17 protein-coding genes are annotated in these 21,545 nt (G+C 33.5%); 14 read left to right on the top strand and 3 right to left on the bottom strand.

Annotated elements, in window-relative coordinates:
* Positions 1-141 precede the first annotated feature (141 nt).
* The 6 genes from dnaK to BLS98_RS15520 all read left to right on the top strand — a co-directional run bounded on the left by dnaK (position 142) and on the right by BLS98_RS15520 (position 7,935).
* Positions 142-2,034 (top strand): molecular chaperone DnaK, encoded by a 1,893-nt coding sequence (gene dnaK, locus BLS98_RS15550; RefSeq protein ID WP_089737438.1) that lies wholly within the window; start codon positions 142-144, stop codon positions 2,032-2,034.
* A 246-nt stretch (positions 2,035-2,280) separates the two neighbouring features.
* On the top strand, positions 2,281-3,129 hold the full coding sequence (locus tag BLS98_RS15545) for a carboxypeptidase-like regulatory domain-containing protein (protein WP_089737437.1): 849 nt from the start codon (positions 2,281-2,283) through the stop codon (positions 3,127-3,129).
* Between the two features lie 145 nt (positions 3,130-3,274).
* Positions 3,275-4,510 carry an erythromycin esterase family protein gene (locus BLS98_RS15540; protein WP_089737436.1) on the top strand — a complete coding sequence of 412 codons (1,236 nt, stop codon included), beginning with the start codon at positions 3,275-3,277 and terminating at the stop codon, positions 4,508-4,510.
* 182 nt (positions 4,511-4,692) lie between these two features.
* The gene (locus BLS98_RS15535) at positions 4,693-5,145 is read left to right on the top strand and encodes a DUF1569 domain-containing protein (RefSeq protein WP_089737435.1); all 453 of its coding nucleotides are present in this window, start codon (positions 4,693-4,695) and stop codon (positions 5,143-5,145) included.
* Between the two features lie 400 nt (positions 5,146-5,545).
* The gene (locus tag BLS98_RS15525; RefSeq protein ID WP_089737433.1) at positions 5,546-7,267 is read left to right on the top strand and encodes an RDD family protein; all 1,722 of its coding nucleotides are present in this window, start codon (positions 5,546-5,548) and stop codon (positions 7,265-7,267) included.
* Between the two features lie 116 nt (positions 7,268-7,383).
* The gene (locus BLS98_RS15520) at positions 7,384-7,935 is read left to right on the top strand and encodes a hypothetical protein (RefSeq protein WP_089737432.1); all 552 of its coding nucleotides are present in this window, start codon (positions 7,384-7,386) and stop codon (positions 7,933-7,935) included.
* Between the two features lie 42 nt (positions 7,936-7,977).
* Here the strand turns inward: BLS98_RS15520 and BLS98_RS15515 are convergent, their stop codons facing one another.
* Positions 7,978-8,340 carry a winged helix-turn-helix transcriptional regulator gene (locus BLS98_RS15515; protein WP_089737431.1) on the bottom strand — a complete coding sequence of 121 codons (363 nt, stop codon included), beginning with the start codon at positions 8,338-8,340 and terminating at the stop codon, positions 7,978-7,980.
* A 93-nt stretch (positions 8,341-8,433) separates the two neighbouring features.
* Here BLS98_RS15515 and BLS98_RS15510 point away from each other — a divergent pair, with 93 nt between their 5' ends.
* The 3 genes from BLS98_RS15510 to BLS98_RS15500 all read left to right on the top strand — a co-directional run bounded on the left by BLS98_RS15510 (position 8,434) and on the right by BLS98_RS15500 (position 10,164).
* Positions 8,434-8,895: a DUF3291 domain-containing protein gene (locus BLS98_RS15510; RefSeq protein ID WP_089737430.1), complete on the top strand. Its 462-nt coding sequence runs from the start codon at positions 8,434-8,436 to the stop codon at positions 8,893-8,895.
* A 140-nt stretch (positions 8,896-9,035) separates the two neighbouring features.
* A complete protein-coding gene (locus tag BLS98_RS15505; protein WP_089737429.1) occupies positions 9,036-9,644 on the top strand; it encodes a hypothetical protein in 609 nt (202 codons plus the stop codon).
* 13 nt (positions 9,645-9,657) lie between these two features.
* Entirely contained in the window at positions 9,658-10,164 is a 507-nt protein-coding gene (locus BLS98_RS15500; protein ID WP_089737428.1) for a hypothetical protein, read from the top strand.
* A gap of 128 nt (positions 10,165-10,292) precedes the next feature.
* On the opposite strand, the gene BLS98_RS15495 is transcribed toward BLS98_RS15500, so the two are convergent.
* A complete protein-coding gene (locus BLS98_RS15495; protein ID WP_228425333.1) occupies positions 10,293-10,787 on the bottom strand; it encodes an SRPBCC family protein in 495 nt (164 codons plus the stop codon).
* A 220-nt stretch (positions 10,788-11,007) separates the two neighbouring features.
* Between BLS98_RS15495 and BLS98_RS15490 the strand changes: the two genes are divergently transcribed.
* From BLS98_RS15490 to BLS98_RS15480, 3 genes are read left to right on the top strand one after another with little or no spacing between them, the layout of a single operon-like run.
* Positions 11,008-11,652 (top strand): hypothetical protein, encoded by a 645-nt coding sequence (locus BLS98_RS15490; protein ID WP_089737426.1) that lies wholly within the window; start codon positions 11,008-11,010, stop codon positions 11,650-11,652.
* Between the two features lie 56 nt (positions 11,653-11,708).
* Positions 11,709-12,188 carry a hypothetical protein gene (locus BLS98_RS15485; RefSeq protein ID WP_139166138.1) on the top strand — a complete coding sequence of 160 codons (480 nt, stop codon included), beginning with the start codon at positions 11,709-11,711 and terminating at the stop codon, positions 12,186-12,188.
* Between the two features lie 14 nt (positions 12,189-12,202).
* Complete coding sequence (locus tag BLS98_RS15480; RefSeq protein ID WP_089737424.1) at positions 12,203-12,799, top strand: hypothetical protein; 597 nt, start codon at positions 12,203-12,205, stop codon at positions 12,797-12,799.
* 52 nt (positions 12,800-12,851) lie between these two features.
* On the opposite strand, the gene BLS98_RS15475 is transcribed toward BLS98_RS15480, so the two are convergent.
* Positions 12,852-13,880 (bottom strand): hypothetical protein, encoded by a 1,029-nt coding sequence (locus tag BLS98_RS15475; protein ID WP_089737423.1) that lies wholly within the window; start codon positions 13,878-13,880, stop codon positions 12,852-12,854.
* Between the two features lie 622 nt (positions 13,881-14,502).
* On the opposite strand from BLS98_RS15475, the gene BLS98_RS15470 reads away from it, so the two are divergent.
* Positions 14,503-14,961 carry a hypothetical protein gene (locus BLS98_RS15470; RefSeq protein ID WP_089737422.1) on the top strand — a complete coding sequence of 153 codons (459 nt, stop codon included), beginning with the start codon at positions 14,503-14,505 and terminating at the stop codon, positions 14,959-14,961.
* 20 nt (positions 14,962-14,981) lie between these two features.
* On the top strand, positions 14,982-21,542 hold the full coding sequence (locus BLS98_RS15465; RefSeq protein ID WP_111994808.1) for an RHS repeat-associated core domain-containing protein: 6,561 nt from the start codon (positions 14,982-14,984) through the stop codon (positions 21,540-21,542).
* The last annotated feature ends 3 nt before the right edge of the window (positions 21,543-21,545 follow it).

Below are 21,545 nucleotides of genomic sequence, written 5' to 3'. Positions count from 1 at the left end.
AGTATTAAAAGAATAAAAAGCCTGATTATTTCAGGGTTTTTGTCTTGTTTGTGTCATTTTGTCACAAAACGGGATATGGTACAAATGTTGTGAAATAGTGATTGTAAATTAAATATAAAAATTAGAAAAAATAAAAATATTATGAGTAAAATAATTGGAATTGACTTAGGAACAACCAACTCTTGTGTTGCTGTTATGGAGGGTAAAGACCCTGTTGTTATTCCTAACGCAGAAGGAAAAAGAACGACTCCTTCTATTGTAGCATTTACAGAAGACGGAGAAAGAAAAGTAGGAGATCCTGCAAAAAGACAGGCTGTAACGAATCCAACTAAGACAGTTTACTCTATCAAAAGATTTATCGGAACACACTTCAAAGAAGATGCTAAGGAAATTTCAAGAGTACCTTACAAAGTGGTTTCAGGTCCAAATGATACAGTAAAAGTAAAAATTGACGATAGAGAATATACTCCACAGGAAATTTCTGCAATGACTCTTCAGAAAATGAAGAAAACTGCTGAAGATTATCTTGGACAGGAAGTAACAAGAGCGGTAATTACTGTTCCTGCATACTTCAACGATGCTCAAAGACAAGCTACTAAAGAAGCTGGAGAAATCGCAGGTCTTAAAGTAGAAAGAATTATCAACGAACCTACTGCTGCAGCGTTAGCTTACGGTCTTGATAAAAACCATAAAGATCAGAAAATCGCAGTATATGACCTTGGTGGTGGTACTTTCGATATCTCTATCCTTGATTTAGGAGATGGTGTATTCGAAGTATTATCTACAAACGGTGATACTCACTTAGGAGGTGATGACTTTGATGATGTGATCATCAACTGGATGGCAGACGAGTTCAAAGCTGAAGAAGGAGTAGATTTAAAATCTGATGCAATTGCACTTCAGAGATTAAAAGAAGCTGCTGAAAAAGCAAAAATCGAGTTATCTTCTTCTCCACAGACTGAGATCAACTTACCATATATCACAGCTACAGCTACAGGTCCTAAACACTTAGTGAAGACTTTAACTAAAGCTAAATTTGAGCAATTATCTGCAGACCTAGTAAGAAGATCTATGGAGCCGGTTGCTAAAGCATTAAAAGATGCAGGTTTATCAACTTCTGATATCGATGAGGTAATCTTGGTAGGAGGTTCTACAAGAATCCCAATCATCCAGGAAGAAGTAGAAAAATTCTTCGGTAAAAAACCATCTAAAGGAGTTAACCCGGATGAGGTTGTAGCGATTGGTGCAGCTATCCAGGGAGGTGTATTAACAGGAGACGTAAAAGACGTATTACTTCTTGACGTTACGCCACTTTCTTTAGGTATCGAAACTATGGGTTCTGTGTTCACTAAATTAATTGAAGCGAATACTACAATCCCAACTAAAAAATCTGAAGTATTCTCTACAGCTTCTGACAACCAGCCAGCAGTAAGCATCAGAGTAGGACAAGGTGAAAGATCTATGTTCAACGATAACAAAGAAATCGGTAGATTTGATCTTCAGGATATCCCACCAGCACCAAGAGGAGTTCCTCAAATTGAAGTAACTTTCGATATTGATGCTAACGGTATTCTAAGTGTATCTGCTAAAGATAAAGGAACAGGTAAAGAGCAGACTATCAAAATCCAGGCTTCTTCAGGTCTTTCTGACGAAGAAATCGAAAGAATGAAGAAAGAAGCTCAGGAAAACTCTGCAGCGGATGCTAAGAGAAAAGAAGAAGTTGAAGTTTTCAACAAAGCTGACGGATTGATCTTCCAAACTGAAAAGCAATTGAAAGAATTCGGTGAAAAACTTTCTGCTGACAAAAAAGCAGCAATTGAAGCAGCTCACGCAGAATTAAAAACTGCTTTCGAAGCTAAAAATGTTGATGACGTAAAAGCTAAAACTGAAGCGTTAGATGCAGCATGGATGGCCGCTTCTGAAGAATTATATGCAGCTGGTCAACAGCCAGGTGCTGATGCAGGTGCTCAAAATGCAGGTGGAAACGCCGGAGCTGAAGATGTACAGGATGCAGACTTCGAAGAAGTAAAATAATTATTGATTAATACTAATTAATAAAACATATAAAACCGCTATAGACACCTGTCTATAGCGGTTTTTCTTTTTTGATATTTGCTGTCTTATGTTTTTATTGTTGTCTATCTACAGACAGGCTTACAACTCTTTTTTAAAAAGGTAATTCTTTCGTTTTTCAAATTATAAATTTCTAAAAGCAGTCGGTTAATAAAAATTGATAATAAATAGTATATTTGATCAGTATTTTAATAAGAAAACATACATATGAAAATAAAATTTATCTTTTTTTCTTTATTGTTGTTCAGTTTTGTGAATGCTCAGGTTATTTCTGGGAAAATTATTTCTAGTGAAAATAACCAAGTGATTCCTTATGCAAGAATTGGAGTTGAAAATGAAAATATAGGAGCACTTACAGATGAAAATGGAAATTACAGCATTGATTTATCTACTATTGATCAATCTAAAAAAATCATTGTTCAATTAGGGGGATATAATTCTTTTGAACAAAATATCAAAGACTTTATCCATTCAAATAATCATACTATTATTCTTAAAGAAAAAGTTAACGAAATTGCTGAATTAAAAATAGCTCCAAAAACTTTTGAAAGTAAAAATATCGGAGTCAAATCAAAAGCAAAGAATATGCTGTATGGGTTTAGCTCGAATGGTTCTAATCAAACAGCTTATAGGGAATTTGCAATCCCATTTTCAAATAAAAAAAGATTGAAAATTGAGAAAATACATCTTAATATAGCAAAGTTTAAAACAGATAAGCCTATAGTTCTCAACTTCAATATTTATTCTAATAAAAATAAACAACCTGGAGAGTCTATTCTTTTAGAAAATCTCACTACAGAACTCACTGCAGATAAAATCATAGACGGGACATTTACTTTTGACTTAAATGATTATTCTGTTTGGATTGATAAAGAAGATTTTTATGTATCTGTACAGGTTATGAGTGGATTTAAAGGTGATTTTGGTTTTAGCGCCGCATTATTAAGAACTGTTTTTGAAAGAACTTTTTACAGCAATTGGGAAAAAATAATTGCAGGAAGTCCAGCAATTAATATTGATGTGAAAATTGAAAAAGAAAAGCGGTCTACAACATAGTATGGTAGAAAATTGTTAGGTTATCAGTCATAGTGAACTATCTGCGACTAAAAAAAATATACACTGATATCTGATATGATTTAAATTTCTCCAGCAGTTTAAGTGATATTTTTGTATAATTGTTTACTCTAATTATAAGTAGTAAATGAAATTAAAATTATCTTGTGTTTTGATTGTATTTTTTATAATAATCAAGGCACAATCAAAAAATGATTTAAATTCTGAAGAGAAAGAATATATTTCAAAGTTTATATATCCAATAAAAACTTTTAATCCGGACGAAAGTGATACTAGTGATTTGTTGATCTTAAACAAACTCATTGGAAATTCTAACATAGTAGGATTAGGAGAATCTACTCACGGTTCGAGTGAAGTATATCAAATGAAATATAGAATAAGTGAATATTTGATTGCTAATAAAAATTTCAATGTCTTTTCGTTAGAAGCCAATATGCCTGAAAGCTTTTTAATGAATCAATATATTCAGGAAGAAAAAGGAGATCCTAAAGATATTCTAAAGGGAATGTATTTTTGGCTGTGGCAAACCCAAGAAACTTTAGCTTTTGTTGAATGGTTAAAAAAATACAATGAAAATCATAATCCAAAAGTTTTTTTTGACGGTTTCGATATGCAGTTTGCAAAAGGAGCAATAGATCAAATAAGAAAAACATATCAAGAAAATCACTTGTCTGAACAAGAGATTAATGACCTGGAAATAGCCTTAAAAGAAAACAACAGAGGCTTCAGAACGTACACTAAAAAAGGTCAAAAAATTATAGCTGAGTACCTGGTTTTAATAAAACAAAAATCTATCTCAATAAAAAATCCAGAAGAAAAATTACGCTTCCTGCAAAATGTAGATATTGTCAGACAATATAGCCAACTCAAATTTATTAGGAGAGACCCATTTATGGCGGAGAATATTAAATGGTTAAAAGAAAACTATTTGAATTCTAAAGTAATAGTCTCAGCTCATAATTATCACGTTTCAAAATTAAAATCTGATAGAATGGGGTATTGGCTCAATGAAATGTATGATAAAGATTTTGTGAATTTTGGATTTGCCTTTTATGAAGGTACTTATTCTGCAAGTATGGATGGGAAGCTTGGTACCTATAATTCAGAAAAAGCCGGTCCCAGATCATTAGAATATAAGCTTAACTCACTTAATATTCCCATTTTTATTTTGGATCTGAAAGCAATCAAAAAAGATGGCAACAAACTTGGCCATTGGATCTTGGAAGATATTCTGTTTCGAAAAACAGGATCGGGTACGGATAAAAATGAATTTACAAAAACCAATGTGGCTAACTCTTTTGATTATTTGATATTCATAAATAAGTCAACAAATTCAAAGCTTTTAAATGTTAAATCAAAATAAAGAAATGACAGTACTATAAAATAATCTTGTGGTAGACAGAGTTTACCGCGCGGGTTTATCTTTATCAGATAGTTTATTTTACAGTTATTTGTGTTAATATTAGATCGTTGAAAAAAGTAAAAGGATAACGTATGCAGAAAGATAGCTTTAATTGATATAGATTGATTATAACCATCACTACCATGAAAAAAAATCTTTTAAAAAAAGAAGCTGCAGATTTCATTATTGCGAGAGTGAAGAACTTATCAGTAACTCATCAACCCCAATGGGGAATAATGACAGCTAGTGAAATGCTCTTTCACTGCAATTCTTGTAACCGACAAATCTTAGAAGAAGGAAGGGAAAATAAAAAGACTCAGGTAAAACAATATCTGTTGAGAATTCTTGCCCTTTATATTGCTCCTAGCTTTAAAAAGAATATTCAGGGTGAGCCGGAACATCATACCAAAGGGAAAACCAATGATCTTGATTTTGCGAAATATAAAGAAGAATTTGTTGGTTTAATTAACCAATTTCCTCTTACTACTCGTTCTTTAACCCTTTCTCATCCTGCTTTTGGAAATATTTCAACTGAGGAATGGGGAATAGCAGCTTACAAACACATGGATCATCATCTGAGACAATTTGGGTTGTAAATTTCTATTTGAAAAATCAGTTTTTCACCTTTTTGCAATCATTCATTTTTACTGTATATTGTCAGTAAAAATGAATTTCTTACAAGTATTTATACAGACTTCGGATATCATAATAGGGATTGTCTTAATAGGAGCGCTGGGGTTTATCATTGGAGGCGGTATTGTTACATTGATTACCTATCTAATGACTCCGAAAACATTACCTAAGAGTAAATCTTACTATAGAAATGTATTTTTAATTGCAGGCCTAATGAGTTTTTTTCCCATTTGTATTCTAATACTATATTTTTTGAGCCTGTAGGATTAAAGAAATTTTTCATAAGAGCTATATAGGTTTGAAGAATGATGAGAGAATAATTTCTTTTTTTATTGTTTATTTGCAAAAACTATTTTGCAGATCATGAATGATACTAAGAGCAAATTCATTGCTTACTCTTCTTTACTGACCCTTTTATTAGGAATACTTACCAGTATTATTTTTTATAATTTTTATAATGGTACAACAATCAGCAGCTGGATCTCTTACTTTTATCTGCTGAAGCCTCTATCTCTGTATGTAACGCATTCAGAGGGTCCTTTTAATTTGTGGGAAACCATTATTTATTTTATTCTGTTTCTGGGAACTGTTTTTTTCCTGAAAACCAAAGGAAAAGAAAAAAGACTGCTTGGATTTGTTTTTTCAGTAGTACTGATAAATAATATCATGCTAGTGCTTTTTGGAATATTTAACTGGGTATATTTTTCTTTTAATCCTCCGTCAGGAATTGCTTTAGAAGCTCAACCCACGCCAATAACTTCAATAATGAAACTTTTGATTCAAGCATTTTATATCATAATGAGTTTCCTGGTTCTTAAAAAGATCAAACAGGAAAATGAAAAAAAAGTGACAATTGCTGCTAAGGAATTAAAATATACTGTTCAATGGCAAAGAGGGTTACATTTATTAATTGATAGCCTGGTAATCGTTGGAGTATTTACCAATTTTGCTTGGATGTTTTCTCATTCTTTACAAGGCAATCACATTTTCCAAAGTTACTTTAACAACTATTTCGGTTTAGTGATTATCATTGTTTTGATCAGATTGATTTTCTATCCTGTCTTTGAATTTTATTTCGGATCAACTCCTGCAAAATTTTTAACAGAGTCAAGAGTGGTGGATAAGCATAATAACCAGCCAGGACTTAAGACTATTTTTAAAAGAAGCCTTTATAGAAGTATCCCTTTTGATGGGCTCTCTTTCTTTGGCAAAAATGGATGGCATGATTCTCTATCTGAAACTTATGTGATAAAAGAAGAAACAGAAGGAATCCATTCAAAGCACTTTTTATGGATTTTGGTTTTTGTGGTTCCGCTTCTTTCCTATAATTATTTCATTAAGGGAGCAATAAGTGATCACCAATACTCAAAATCTTTAGAAAAAGAAGAAGGATATGATGTACAATGGTACAATAACAGCAGAATGAATATTAATACCAACCAATTTTATGTGGTTCAGGCTATTGATTATGCTCCTGATAATAATGTTTTAGGCTTAAAAGTAGAAGAAATCAAGGGAGATGCTGTAAAAGTAAAAAAGATAAAGCTGATGGGGGGCTTTAGCAATGATTTTTGGGGAGTGAAAATGGATTATGACCGTCAGATAGATAGCGCTCAGGTATATACCATATCCCGTATGAACTTGGAAAATATGTTTCCACAAAATAAGATAGAAAAGCTTCAAGGAACTCATGCGCAGGATCTTTTCAATAATGGAATAAAATATAATTTTAACAATGTGTATGAAGTAAATGTTCCCTATTTTGATCTGGGGAATACCTTTTATGATACCCAGCAGGAAACACGAAATAATAGTGGTAAATTTATTATTGGAAACAGAGGAAAAAGCGGAAAAGTGATTTCTGTGAAAAATATAAAAGGGGACATGATCTGGAAAGATCGTTTTCCTATAGTTTTTGGTGCTGCAAAAGGGAGTACTGAAGAAAAAGTTGTATTGAAGACCAATTATTCAGCAGAAATTAAAAATAATACCTCTGAAATCACTGTGGCAGATTCACTGAATAACCAGCAAAATTATATTCTGGAAATTAATGAAGGGGCTTTCAAAATATATCGAATTAAATAGTGAAACTTTAGCTTGTTTATACTTTGGTTTAACAATAATAAGAATCCAATAGTCCCGATTTTATCATATTGCTGTATATTTATCCCTTTAATTTTATCATCGGAAATACAAAATATATGAAAAATATCATTGGGATAATAGGGCTGCTGGCAGTGTTGACAGGTTGTAACAATTCTGATCGTAAAGTACAGCAAAAAGATGAACTGAAAGAACAGTCTCTATCCAAAGAAAAAGAATCTCACTCCAAAGAATCAGAAGTTTCTAAAGACAGAATTTCTAAAGAGGAAGCCGTAAAGCTGGCCATGAAACAATTTGATGCCTATTTACCTAAGATTCTTAAAACCTATGATGATGGAGTGATTGATCTTCAAGATCCTCATGTTGGAGATTTTACCGGTGATGGGATAGAAGATGTAGCTATTTACTGGAATATTGCACCCGAAGGAGGCAATGCATTGATAGGACAGGGATTATCATTATACAAAAATGATGGGCATACCGTTAAAGTGATTGCAGGATATGAACCGGATTATCTGTTTGCTTTTGATACCATCAAAAATGGGAAAATCATTGTAGAAAAACTGGAATATACGGAAGAAGATGGAAGATGCTGCCCTTCAATAAAAACTAAACATGCCCTTACCATCAAGGGAAGTAAAGTATATTAAATTGAACTAACATCTTAAAAATCTGAGCAGTCTTTCAAATTTTTAAGATGTTATTTTGTTTTTCAGAATATTTTTCCCCCATTCATTGATGTTATCCAGCAACGGAATGAATGATGTTCCCAACTCAGATAAACTGTAAACAACTTTCACAGGAGGTTTTGTTCCGAAAACAGTTCTGGTAATCAGCCCGTCTCTTTCCAATTGCCTCAACTGAAGACTTAGCGTTGTCTCCGTGATAAAAGAAAGCTCTTTTTTGAGTTCTCCAAACCGTTTATCTCCATTTTTAAGGTGACATAAAATGACACCCTTCCATCTTCCGCCAATAAGATCCATTACAAAACTTACTGCACAAGGATAGGATTTTTCACCAATATTAATATAGGAAGTTTCACATTCTTTTTCCATCTTTTTTATAGTATCTAAATTGATAGTTATTTCATGCTAATGCTGCAGAGTCTATTTTTACACAATAATAGACATAAAACAGTAAATAATAAAATGTATCAGTTAGCACAGATTAACGTAGCCAAGATGATTGGAGCGAATATTGAAGATCCGGTAATGAAAGAATTTGTAGAGCATTTTGACTCAGTGAATCAATTGGCAGAGGAAAGTAATGGCTTTGTCTGGAGATTAAAAGACGAAGATAATAATGCCACCGGTTTTAATCCGTTTAATGATGAGCAGATTATCATCAATCTCTCAGTATGGAAAGACAAAGAATCATTGGAGGACTTTACTTATAAGACCTTTCATGTTGATTTTTTAAGAAGAAGAAAAGAGTGGTTTCAAAAATATGGGAAAGCGTATTATGTGCTGTGGTGGATTAAAGACGGTCAATATCCAAGTGTAGAAGAAGCGCTGGAAAGATTAGATTATCTTCAGAAGAATGGACCCTCCGAATATGCTTTCAATTTTCAAACAGCATTTCAGAAACCAGGATTAAATATTGAATATTAAGATTCTAAATTTTGTATCTTGTCCTTTTATTACCAATCAAAAATTTTAATACGATGCATAAACTGAAGTTTCTCTTTTTAATACTAAGCTTTTCATTTTTATTTCAATCATGTCAAAGCCAGGGTTTTGATTTAGAGAAGATGGTACTTCCTGTTAAGCAGACAGAATTAAAAACATTGGGTTTGAAATCGTATGGAACCGGAGTAGGAACAGAAGCTGTTCAATATTCTATATACAAAGCGGATGTTGTTAATGATGGTAAGTTTCCTATTAATTTTGGTGGAATTAAGATTAAAGATGCTCCGGATTCAGAATTCTATACTCCGGGTATGCTTTCTTTTTATGGGAAAAATGAAGGAAGTAACTGTGAAGGATTTAAACTTAATCTTGAAAATCCTGATAATTTTCAAAAAGTATTGGACCATCTGTTGAATAAAAAAGATAAGTTCAAATTGGTTTTTGATAACGGAAAAGATACTGTGGACAGAGCCAGAGTTTTCAGTGGTAAACAGAATAATATTACGTATCTGGTTTTGTCAATGTTAAATGAGAAAGGTAAGAAAGTTGGTTATCTGGAAGCGATTAGTGCCAAAGAAACCCCTTTGCTAACTTCCAGATTGGGAGGAGTGTTCCAATATTACAATGATTATCTGGAATACCGCAAAAATAAAGCGGCTAATTTCAGTTATCTTGATTTTCTCAGGGAAACGGATGATAAATTCTATAAAGAAAATAATAATCTGAAGTAGAAAATAAATTGCTATGAGAAGTATTCTGGTTTTAATATGTGGTCTTTTATTCTCAGTATCTATCTACGGACAAGCGAAGAACTCTGCTGATGAAATCTCAGCTCAGGATAAGATTCTTTTGCAAAAATTCTGGAAAGATTTTACAGAAGCTGTTATCAAAAATGATAAAGCCAAATTAGAAACGCTCTGTGAATTTCCTTTCTATTGCAGACCCTGTATTGATTATACAGAATATAAAAATGGTAATCCTGTTACTGTGAAGGTAACCAAGCAATTATTTCATAAAAAACATTATAAAATCTTTTTTGAACAAGAACTAAAAGCTGAAGTTAAAAAACAGCAGAAGTTTAATGTAAAGTTCTTTCATCCTTATTTTAACCAGGAAGTGAAGATACATGGCATTTCGTTTTTATATACCAAAGTGCCTCCTTCGGACCATTGGGAAGGTGTTCAGGGGATGATTAGCCTGAAAAAAAAAGATGGCAAATTTAAAATAACGGGAATTGAAACTATTCCATAATTTAATCTAAGTTCTGGATAAAAATAGTTTGAAGTAAGAAACTAAAATTAGGAATTATCACGCTCCTTTTATAGCAGTCATTCATGATATAGCTAAAAGCAACTTCCAGTTTTCCTCTTCCAGCCTTCTCATAGACGATGCTGATGAGGCCAGGGCTTACCTTTTCCTGTTTCACAAAGCAATTTCAAACTTCTCAGAAACTGTCCCCAGGTATAATTGCATTCAGCAAACATAGGCGAGTAAGTATCCCAGCCTTTGTGATGAAAAATCAATAAAGTTCCGCTGTCATATACTAATTGCTCAATTTGGCCTTCCATTTCCGGATGCATTCTGCGCAAAGTTTCCTTGTCTCCCGATAAAAGATGAAAAGAAATTTCAGTTCCTATCCACTCATGAGTGCCTGAGACACAATGCCATTGAATTTCTTCAAAAGGGCTAAGCTTTACGAGTTTCATTTCCTTAAAATAATCCGGGCCAAAAGAGAATCGGGCAATACTGCCCATTTCAGCACTGGTTTTGGTTTGTGGTGTCCACCATGCAGATAATCCTGACTGGCTGCTGATGGCGTGATACACTTTTTCCCTTGAGGCTCCAATCAGTAAAGAATGATAAATATTCAGCATGTTCAATGATGAGTTATAATGGTTTGGTTTTTAATTGAATACTAAAAATACAAAATAAATATAAATCATAAGATGAAAGAAATGAAAATAAGAGGTAATAGTATTCTAATAGACTGTTTTTTGTACTTTAGTACAGATAAATAAAACGATTTTGGTTGAGGACAAAATAACCTTTGCTTCTGAATCAGAGCATTTCACACCATGTAAGCAAAATTAATGTATGAGGTATTTTTCTATTGTACTTGTTATCATTCTATTGCAGGCCTGCAATAAGAAAAAAGAGGAACAATTAACCGTGTCATCTAAAACTGAGCTGAAAGAAAGTAAGGGGAAAGTAGATTCAACGGGACATAATTCAAAAGAGATTTCAGAGGAAGTAAAAGACGGGCAGGATGATGTCATGTTGGCAGAAGACATACGGTTCAATGGTAAGACAAAAAGGATTTTTGATCTCAGAGATTTCGAAAAAGTTTTTGGAAAACCGGACAGTATCAGGCTAATGGCTGATGAGAATCCTTGTGCTTATATCTTTGATGAAGGGACTCTGGAAGACAAATACCTGTATAAAAACGGATCTTGTTTTGAAAACAGTGAAGAGAAGGTTGGTGTCAATGAATTTAGATTTCTCAACGGAAATTTTATTCTGTACAAAGGAGAAAGAATAGATGCTAAAACTACGTTGGATGATATCAGAAAGATCTTTCCCAATTCAGTACGAAATATAGAGAAACTGGAACGTCCCGGAGAAGGAGAGCTTCCGGTTATCAGATTAAGAGAGGATAAAGCGGGAATTTCTGACGGACACATTAATATATACTTTAAAAATAACAGAGTACATTCAATCTGGTGGTGGTTTCCTTGTTAAAGAATAGGATGCTATTAATCTATGGTTATACAATAAGAACCCAAACAAGTATTAAAATGAAATTAACCCAATACCTATCATTACTTTTTATAGGCTTTCATCTGATAAGCTACGGACAGAAAAAAGATAATAAAGAATTACAATCCAAAGTTGAGCAGTTTACCCAAAAAGTAATCCATCTGATTACTGAGAAAGATTATGCTGCTTTGAATCAGTTAACAACCTCAAAAGTGTATTGTTATCTATGCTTTGAAAGTGCTCCTGAGAAAAATGCATTCGTTGGGAAAGATGCTTTCTATAAGAAACATATCAGCACTATTTTCAACAAAGAATTATTAGAGAGGCTGCAGCGTAATGAAACGAAGTTTTCTTATGACGGTTCTGATCCCGGATTCAAAGACAGAGATTATATCATATTGTACACTACTCATCGCCCAAATGAATTTGGAGATGGTCATGAAGGCGCTCAATTCGTTTTTTGGCTAAAGGATGAAAAGGGAAACTTTAAACTTTCAGGAATTGAAACCATACCTTAAAGATCAGAAAACTCATGATGAATATACAGTCATTTTTTTTATTTTTTGCCATAATCATTAGTTGTAATTGGGCTAAAGCAAACAGTAATTTTGCAAATACAATTATTTCCAAAACGTATGTCAAAGAGCGTTCTCATGATACAGATACATTAAAAGTGTATCAAAATGATACTGCCGTTTTCAGAAAGGAGGAAATGATTATACAACATCCTGAAACTAAGCCAAAGCTAACTGTACGTTATGAATTGATCAATCCGAAAGATGGAGCTTACTATTTTATTTATAATGGAAAGAAACAGTTGGTGAAAGAAGGAAAATACACGGCTCAGTATAAGTATGAAGGAATTACTTATGACCAGGGTGATTTTTATAATTCAAAAACCTATTTTTATAAGGAAAATGGTAATCTTGAAACCATCCATTACCAGGAAGATGGCAGGAATCTGAAGACTGAGTTTTTTGATCGTGACAAACAATTAACCAAAATAAGATACTTCAATAAAAAGACATCAGATACCGATAAAATTGAAGTGTATAAAAAAGGAAAATTAAAAGAAACCCGCATCTATAAAGGTTTTAATACCTATAACATTGTAAAAGCAGGTGAATAGATTTGAGTTTGGATTCCATGGCGATAGGAGGGTTAAAAAATAATTGATTCTCCTAAAGTTTTTTAGGTCTTATAAGATAGTAAAGTTGGCGTTCTTCATCAATGAGCAGCATATAATTTCCGTTTTTAGGCTGGTATACAAAAAAAGAAAAAGGATCTCTTACATAATTGTCGGGATGCTCTATGAATGCATCCTGTTTGTAATGCAGTGTCTTTTTCGGCATTTTGATGGAAAAATAAGATGTTCCTGTCCATCCATTACGGCCCGAACCATTTCCGGTTCCCCAGCTTAGATTTTTTAAACTCCAGAAAGTACGGGCATTCCATACTTCTTTTTGAGTATGATCTCTTTGAATAAGCCCTGTAGATTTGTCTACCTCATAACCGGCATTACTGAAGTCAATGGCTTTTTTATTGGGAGTGTTTTTAGGGTAACCATGCCAGTCTTTTTCAGCATAGAAATAATTCCAGACATTGTCTTTAAGTACAGTCAATTTATACTTATACTCATTTCCAGGTGATTCAGAGTGAATAATATCATCATACATATAATCCCTGTTTGCAATGATGTTTTCCGTTTCTGCCACCGAAAATATTTTAGCATCATCTATATTTTTATACGGATAATGAGTTGTGTCACCATCTTTCAGCCAATTACTGTAGGTATTCTGATCTACATCCACAATATAATCATTGAAAGTCTGGTAATTATGAATGCCGTTTTCAGTGTTGTATTGATATTGAAGGCTGTCTGTTATCTGCCCTTTCAGATTTATTTTATACCATGTATAGGTATTATTGGCACCCTCTTTTTCAGAATCATGATCCCTTTTGGTAATGATGACAATCGTACTGTCGTTTTCCTGAATAACAGGCTCATGGATACCTCGGGATAGTTTAATGATTTGATAGTCATTATCTTTCAGACTGTCCAGAGTCGTGTATGATTTATACTGTTCCGGAAGTTTTTCAGATCTCAGCTTATATCGCTGATAATACATTTCGGAATCTGGTAAGAGGATCACTGCAATGATGGCAATGCTCCAGAGTATGACAGTTTTCTTTTTAATATTTATTTTCATCGTATTGGTTTTTAGTTTTTTATATCAGATTAAGCACGAGATTGTAATCCAAAAGATTAGAAAATAATGCCCAGATTTCATCCTGATTCCAATATTTTTTTGAGGGCAGGCAAAATACAATAAAATAAAGAATATTGAAAATAAAATGTTGTCTATATTAATTTAAGCAAGAGATTTTAAAAGGATATTTTGTAAAAATGCATTATTTATCGATAACAAAAGCGTAAGCTATCGTTTTGTAACAGAGAACAGTGAATTTTCTACAAAGACAAAATACGATAGACTTACGCCCGTGCCTTCATATTGGCGTGGGCTAGGTTTTTCTTGTCTTTAGGTTCTTCGCTGTGCCTCTGTTACAGGTTGACTTTAGTTCCATGCCTTTTACTTTTTCCACCAATAATTATTTGCGGATCACAGTAATAAAATACTGGTTCTACAGTCAAAAGGTAATAGTCTTATCCTTGTTTAGAAAAAAACATCCATAATTTAAAAAAAAAATTATGAAAGTATACTATTTATCAGGGTAACACCGGTTATCGTAAAAACCCTATATTAAAATCGCGTTTTCACTATTTTGAGAATTAATAATAATTTTTATATTTAAAAAAAAATTAAATGAACAATGAAAAAAAATTATCTAAATGCATTATTTCTATGCACTACTTTAGGCGTTTCAGCCCAACAAAAAGAGGTCTATTTTAAATATGACGAAGCTGGTAATCAGCGTTATCGTGGACCTGAATCCAGTGCTAAGCAGACAAGTGATACTTTATCAAAAAAAGAATCTCAAACAACTTCTCTAGCTATAGATGAAAAAGAATTCTGGAAGCAAATCCGGTTATATCCTGTTCCGGTTAATGATGTGTTAACAATTGACTGGACTGAACAAGTTGATGGACTTGTAGAATCTGTTTCATTATACCAACATAGTACGGTACACTGGAAATTTCAGCAACAGAATATTCCTGATCTTAACAGGCAACTGAAAATTAATATGACAGGCTATGAGTGGGGAGTTTATGTCATTCGTTTTACTTTAAAGGATGGAAGAATTTTTAGTAAAAACATAACCAAGAGATAATAAAAACACAATTTGAAATCATGAAATATTACAATAAGAAAATAAAATTATTTTCGACTTTTATATTGTCCTGTATTTCCATTTTAGGATTATCGCAGAGTCCTGCGTCTCAGAAGTTTCACGATACCAAAGGAAATATAGAAGTGACTCAAGCGGGACAGCTTCAATATACATTGCCTATTGACCTCCCTCCTGGTGTAAAGAATATAGCTCCCAATATCAGTCTTGTATATGGGAGTGGTGCTGGAAATGGATTGGCTGGTTATGGATGGAACATTTCGGGAATTACAGCAATATCTAGAGTTGGGAAAAACCTTGAGCAGGATGGTGAAAAAAAAGGGATAAAGTTTGATTATTCCGATTATTATAGCTTTAAGGGGCAAAGGCTGATTTTAAAATCAGGTGAATATGGTAAAGATGGCGCTGAGTATGTAACTGAAAAATATTCTAACATAAAGATCAAATCTGTTGGAGCACTTACCGGAGAAATAAAAGGACCTGAATATTGGGAAGTTACTTTTGAGGATGGATCGCAGGCCTTATATGGAGGTTTTACTTCCGGTAACAGCGATGCGAGAACTCCTATTGACTATAATATTGTAAGAACCAAAGATATAAATGGCAATGTTATTACATTTAACTATTCTTTTGAAAATAATGTTGCTGTTATCATGAATATCGGATGGGGAGCCAATTATACTCAACAGACTTCAAATTTTAATCGAATTGAATTTACATATAAATTTAGACCAATACCTGAAACTGCCTATATGGAAGGAATCGGTTTTTCACAATCTAGATTGCTTGAATCTGTTCTTGTATATACCAATGGTAAACAGGATAAAAAGTATAGTATTTCTTATAAACAAGATTGGCAACTAACTGGCTACAGGTATCTGGATAAGATAACAGTTTTAAACAGTAAAAATGAAGAGGCAAATCCTGTGACCTTTACTTATGAAAAATCTATGGATCTTCCCTTTAATTATGGATGGGAACAAACTTGGTCATTAAGGCCAAAGGAGGGTAAAGATTTGGTGGGTGATTTTGATGGTGACGGTAATCTTGATTTATTAAGATATCATTCTGCAACCTCACAGAAAATACCTGAAACTGGTTTATACTTATACAGTAATCTTTATAAAGGTGACAAGTACAATTCTATAATTCCAACTTTTTTAGGAAATATGGCTTCTTTAGTTGATATTAATGATGCGACAACTGTTAATCTGAAAAAGGATAATCTTATCCGTAACCGTCAGGGGTTTGTCATAAAAAAGAGGGTCAATAATCCTACAACTTCTAAATCTGATTTAGAATTATCATTTTATAGTATCACTGAAAGTAATCAATTGAATCTGGATTATAAAAAAGTTATTCCCTTTTCAGGTTATAGCTTAGGTCCTGGATCCTTAGGAAGAAATAACTCAATAGTGCTTGGGCTAAAAAATGTTGATTTTAATGGTGATGGTCTTAGTGAACTTGTTTTGAGGCTACTGGACGAGCGTTGTTGGCGCGATCCAAATAATTTTATTGAATGTGAATATACAAACAGATATGTTGTAGTTGATCCCGATGAGTCAATTCAAACTAATCAATGGTATTATACCATACCACTTTATAACAATACTAATGAAGAAGTATTTACAGACTATCGCGTTGGCGACTTTAATGGAGATGGTTTAATTGACTTATTAAAACTGGATGAGAATAAAAGACCGTACCTTATTACTTTTCAGAAAAACCTGCAGGGTAAGTATACTTCTGATATGATTCCTTATTCAGTAAACAATCAAACCCTTAATGGTATTTGGGAAAGTGGTGTTGTTGGAGACTATAACGGGGATGGACTTAGTGATATTATGATACCTCAATCAAATGATTCTTCCCGTTGGTATTTTTATGCTTCTACAGGGACTGGTTTTGCAGAAAATATCATCGATTTTGAAAGACCTCAAAAAGATAGGACGGTATATAAAGATAATTATCAGAATATCAAAATATCAAATCCTAAATCCTTTGTTGCTTATGACATTAATAATGATGGGAAGGCAGAGTTTATACGTCTTTCTTCATATAGAAACTATACTAAAGATAGCTTTCAGGATAGTAATACGGATGTAAGATACCATAGAGGAGCCATCTCATCGTTTAAAGTTTTTTCAATCTTCAAAGAGAACGAACAGCCGATTGAAGGTTCGAGCGGTTCATTTGGTACTTATTTATATTTAAATGAGAATAATATCAATAATGAGTTGGCAGTAAATCATATGGATTTTGTAGGTTTGCCTGTTGACCAATGGTCGGGAGCTATGTTAAGACGATTGGTATTAGTTTCAGCAGTTCCTGCTGTTGGATATGTAGAAAGTATAGAACAATTTATAGCATCCCACCCGTATTACGATATTGCGAAAGAAGCCCGCATCAAAAGTATCTCACAAGGAGGAATAGTTACTGATATTACGTACAAACAATTAGATAAAAAAGCAAATCCTTGGTTATACGATATATCTCAAACAGAAAGCTATCCATATGTCCAAATTAATCAGTCAGTAGGGATGTATGTTGTTTCCGGGATTACCCAATCTACCATGTCAGATAAAAAACTGAAACAGGATTTCAGATATAGAGGACTTACCTCTAATATTCTTGGTAGAGGAATGATAGGATTTAGGAAAACGGCTCGCAGTTCATGGTATGCTGATGGATTTGAAAGCACTAAAGTATGGTCTGGAGTTGAAATTGACCCAACAAATGATGGTATTCCCGTTAAAGAATGGACAATCAGAACGAATGATGATGCTAAAATATTTCCGGCAGATATTTCTGAAAATAATACTCAGTTATTGAGCTTTAAATCTACTACATATCAAATTGATAAACTCCTTAACGGGCAGCTTGTAACAATTGTTTCCGATGCTAATAAGTCTAAGGTAGTTACAGCAATTGTTCCAAAAACTAATAAAGGGAAAGACTTTTTAACAAGTACTATAGCTGAAAGCAAAATGATTTATGGGGAACACTATCTTCCAATGCAGAATATTTCAAAGATTAATGGCGGGTATTCTGTAAAGACTTCTACCTATGAGTATAATAATAACCCTACAGGAACAGGGGGAGATTATTATATAGGACGTTTGAAATCTAAAACAGAAGTTATTCAGGCCTATAATGATACCAAATCCGGTAAAGAAGAATATACTTATGAAAATAGTAACCTAAAAACGATAAAAAAATGGAATACTGATAATACAGGATATCTTTTAGATACTTATCATTATGATATGTTTGGTAATGTTATTCAAAAAGTGACTAGCAATAGTGTAGATTCTCAGACTCAAACTGAAAAAAGTGAATATGATCCTAAAGCAAGATTTGTCATAAAGAAAACAGATAACTTAGGTCTGGATACTCATGTGACTTATAATGATTGGGGACAGATATTAACCCAAACAGATCCAATGGGTAATGTTTTAACCAATACCTATGATGAATGGGGGAAATTGACGACTTCCAAAACCAATTTGACAGGAATGATCAGCTATATCTATGATAAAGATGGAAATTCTAATACAATTGTCACTCAAAACAAACCAGATGGTGATAGGTCGACAACTTTCACAAATAAACTGGGACAGCAATATAAAGTTTCTGCTAAAGGATCAGGACAGGGGCAGTTTATCTCTAAAGAAACACAGTATGATATCTTAGGCAGAAAAGTGAAGGAATCAGAACCCTATTTTGAAGGACAAGGTGCTAGCAAATGGAATATGATGGAATATGATGATGCTGTTTTTCCTGCTAAGGTAAAGGTTACAGCATTTACAGGTAAGCAATCTGAAACGATTGTTTCAGGTCTTACTACAACTATTACGGAGTTGAACGGAAATGGCAGAATTACATCCAAAACTATCGATGCTTTAGGTAATGTAATTTCTTCTACAGATAAAGGTGGAATAATACAGTTTTCTTATAATGCCTCTGGAGATCAGATTCAGGCAAAATATGCTGAAAATATTGTGACTACGAAATATGATTCATGGGGACAAAAATCTGAATTTAATGATCCTTCAAATGGTATCTATAAATATGAGTACACAGGATTTGGTTTACCTAAGAAAACTATAAGTCCAAAAGGAACCAAAGAATATATTTATAATACCTTGGGGCAGCTAATTTCTCAGAAAGAATTTTCTACGATAGATAATGGACAAACTACCAATAAAACTATTTCTTTTACTTATAATGAAAAAGGGCAGCTTACTAATAAATCAGGTACTCTGAAAGGACAGATATTTAACTCTGTTTTGATCTATGATCCACAAGGAAGGTTAATCTCCTCTTCAGAGAATAGTAATGGAAAAACTTATACAGAAAAGGATATTACCTTTGATAACAAAGGAAAAGTCATCTCTTTTGAAAAAGAATTACTGTCAAGAGGTTTCTCAACTAAGGTTACCATCGAAAACAGATATAACACCTGGAACGGAGCACTCTATCAGATTAAGGATAAAAATTCAGGGAGAATTCTTTGGGAGTTGAAAGAAGAAAATGCCAAAGGACAGGTTTTAAAGGCTCAACTGGGGGGAACCGAGGTTGGCAATATATATGATGCCAATGGTTTTCTTCAGGAAACTAAACAATCGTCTTCTCTACAGTCACCAATACTGAATATCCAGTATACTTTTAATGCGATCAGAAATGAATTGAGTTTCAGAAAGACCTTAGGTGATATTTATTTGGAAGAATCTTTTGATTATGACGATAATAACCGACTTATTAACTGGACAAACCCGGTAACGGGTATTAAACCATCGGCAAGCAGAAATGTATATGATATAAAAGGGAGGATTACAGAAAATGATGAGGTAGGAATGATGAAGTTTGAAAATTCAGCAAAGATCTACCAATCTACCGGAATGACTTTGAACACAGCTGGAACACAGAATTATAAAGGAGACCTGATCCAGACGGTTCTTTATAATGAAAATAATGACCCTGTGTGGATTCATGGAGAAAAAACGCGAATCAACTTTGAGTATGGATTGAACAGTATGAGACAACGGGTTGATATCCAAAGGCTAAAAAGTGCAGGAGGAGCAACTGAATTAAGAACAAATGGAGAAGGGATCTGGGACCCTAACGCACCACAATGGAAGCTGGCTTTTACTAAATTTTACAACGAAGATGGAAGCTTTGAAGTGGTAAAAGATCAAGCTACAGGCGAGGAGAAGCATATTCTATATATTGAAGGCAGCCCATATGAATCTAATATTATATATTTGAAAGACTTTGGTGAGACTACAGGTTCTTATAAATTTCTTCATAAAGACTATATAGGAAGCATTCTTGCCATTAGTGATGAAGCTGGAAATAAGGTAGAACAAAGGCATTATGATGCGTGGGGTAATCTTACTCATCTAAAATTAGGAAATGCATCTGTTACTACAGATAAAGCTGTAATTAATGGAACCTCTTTGCTTATTGATCGTGGATATACCGGGCATGAACATTTTATGGAAGTGGGTATTATCCACATGAATGGAAGGCTATATGATCCGCTTCTCAGAAGGTTTCTGAATGCTGATGAAAACATCCAGGATCCTATGAATACCCAGAATTACAATAAATATGGGTATGTAATGAATAACCCATTGATGTACAATGATCCTGACGGAGAATTTTTGTTGTGGGCAGCCGGAGCTTTATTAGGTGGATATTTAAATGGCGTAGCAGCCAATGGTGGAAACTGGAACCCAGGAAAATGGGATTGGGAAAGAACATGGAGCGCGGTATTGGGAGGAGCTATAGGAGGAGCTGCTGTATCAGGAGCATTGGGGAATATAGCGAGTAATGGCGGAGCCATTAAGAACTTTTTACCGGGAATTGTATCAGGAGGATTAAACTCTGCTTTTACCGGAGGTAATTTCTTAGGGGGAGCCATTGGTGGAATATCATACACAGGTAACTTATTTGATAATAGAATTACTTCTACAGGTAAGGAGATAAGTTATAGATCTATGAGATCTTCAGATGCTGAAAATGGAGCATTTGGAAACTACTTGGGATCAATGCATGCAGATCCATTGAGTGTTGTACTAAGTATTTATGGATTAAATCCCAATGCCCCGGCAAATATATACAGTCTTAGTATAATTGCATCAGTGTTTGCACCTAAAGATGCTTGGATTGCAGTTGGTAGTACTGATACAATGAATGAATGGGCAAAAGACTATATTAAATTCAGTATAAATAAAGATGGTCACTTGTTTGATCATAGGGATTTAAATGCAAAGCCAATACTAGGGATAACAAATCCTGTTACTGGAAGAATTATATTAGCACCGATACTTTTTAATGGAAAGAAAACAAATTATAGTTTAGGTGAAGTTGTAATACATGAAAGTAAACACTTTATTAATTGGAAAAATGGAGTATTTCAAGGAAATAACCCAATAATGAATGACTTAGATGAAATTTCTGCTTATATTACTGCAGGACAATGGACTGGAATAATAGATTCGGGAATAAAGTACTACTTAAATTCAATAACAAACTATATGTTAAACTTCAGAAGATAATGA

The organism is Chryseobacterium jejuense (assembly GCF_900100075.1).
Lineage (GTDB): Bacteria > Bacteroidota > Bacteroidia > Flavobacteriales > Weeksellaceae > Chryseobacterium > Chryseobacterium jejuense.
This window is presented reverse-complemented; position numbering and strand designations above follow the sequence as displayed.

Bases quoted from the DNA above. Each gene is read 5' to 3' on its own strand.
- dnaK (WP_089737438.1), top strand. From the start codon at position 142: ATGAGTAAAATAATTGGAATTGACTTAGGAACAACCAACTCTTGTGTT.
- BLS98_RS15545 (WP_089737437.1), top strand. From the start codon at position 2,281: ATGAAAATAAAATTTATCTTTTTTTCTTTATTGTTGTTCAGTTTTGTG.
- BLS98_RS15540 (WP_089737436.1), top strand. From the start codon at position 3,275: ATGAAATTAAAATTATCTTGTGTTTTGATTGTATTTTTTATAATAATC.
- BLS98_RS15535 (WP_089737435.1), top strand. From the start codon at position 4,693: ATGAAAAAAAATCTTTTAAAAAAAGAAGCTGCAGATTTCATTATTGCG.
- BLS98_RS15525 (WP_089737433.1), top strand. From the start codon at position 5,546: ATGAATGATACTAAGAGCAAATTCATTGCTTACTCTTCTTTACTGACC.
- BLS98_RS15520 (WP_089737432.1), top strand. From the start codon at position 7,384: ATGAAAAATATCATTGGGATAATAGGGCTGCTGGCAGTGTTGACAGGT.
- BLS98_RS15515 (WP_089737431.1), bottom strand. From the start codon at position 8,340: ATGGAAAAAGAATGTGAAACTTCCTATATTAATATTGGTGAAAAATCC.
- BLS98_RS15510 (WP_089737430.1), top strand. From the start codon at position 8,434: ATGTATCAGTTAGCACAGATTAACGTAGCCAAGATGATTGGAGCGAAT.
- BLS98_RS15505 (WP_089737429.1), top strand. From the start codon at position 9,036: ATGGTACTTCCTGTTAAGCAGACAGAATTAAAAACATTGGGTTTGAAA.
- BLS98_RS15500 (WP_089737428.1), top strand. From the start codon at position 9,658: ATGAGAAGTATTCTGGTTTTAATATGTGGTCTTTTATTCTCAGTATCT.
- BLS98_RS15495 (WP_228425333.1), bottom strand. From the start codon at position 10,787: ATGCTGAATATTTATCATTCTTTACTGATTGGAGCCTCAAGGGAAAAA.
- BLS98_RS15490 (WP_089737426.1), top strand. From the start codon at position 11,008: ATGAGGTATTTTTCTATTGTACTTGTTATCATTCTATTGCAGGCCTGC.
- BLS98_RS15485 (WP_139166138.1), top strand. From the start codon at position 11,709: ATGAAATTAACCCAATACCTATCATTACTTTTTATAGGCTTTCATCTG.
- BLS98_RS15480 (WP_089737424.1), top strand. From the start codon at position 12,203: ATGATGAATATACAGTCATTTTTTTTATTTTTTGCCATAATCATTAGT.
- BLS98_RS15475 (WP_089737423.1), bottom strand. From the start codon at position 13,880: ATGAAAATAAATATTAAAAAGAAAACTGTCATACTCTGGAGCATTGCC.
- BLS98_RS15470 (WP_089737422.1), top strand. From the start codon at position 14,503: ATGAAAAAAAATTATCTAAATGCATTATTTCTATGCACTACTTTAGGC.
- BLS98_RS15465 (WP_111994808.1), top strand. From the start codon at position 14,982: ATGAAATATTACAATAAGAAAATAAAATTATTTTCGACTTTTATATTG.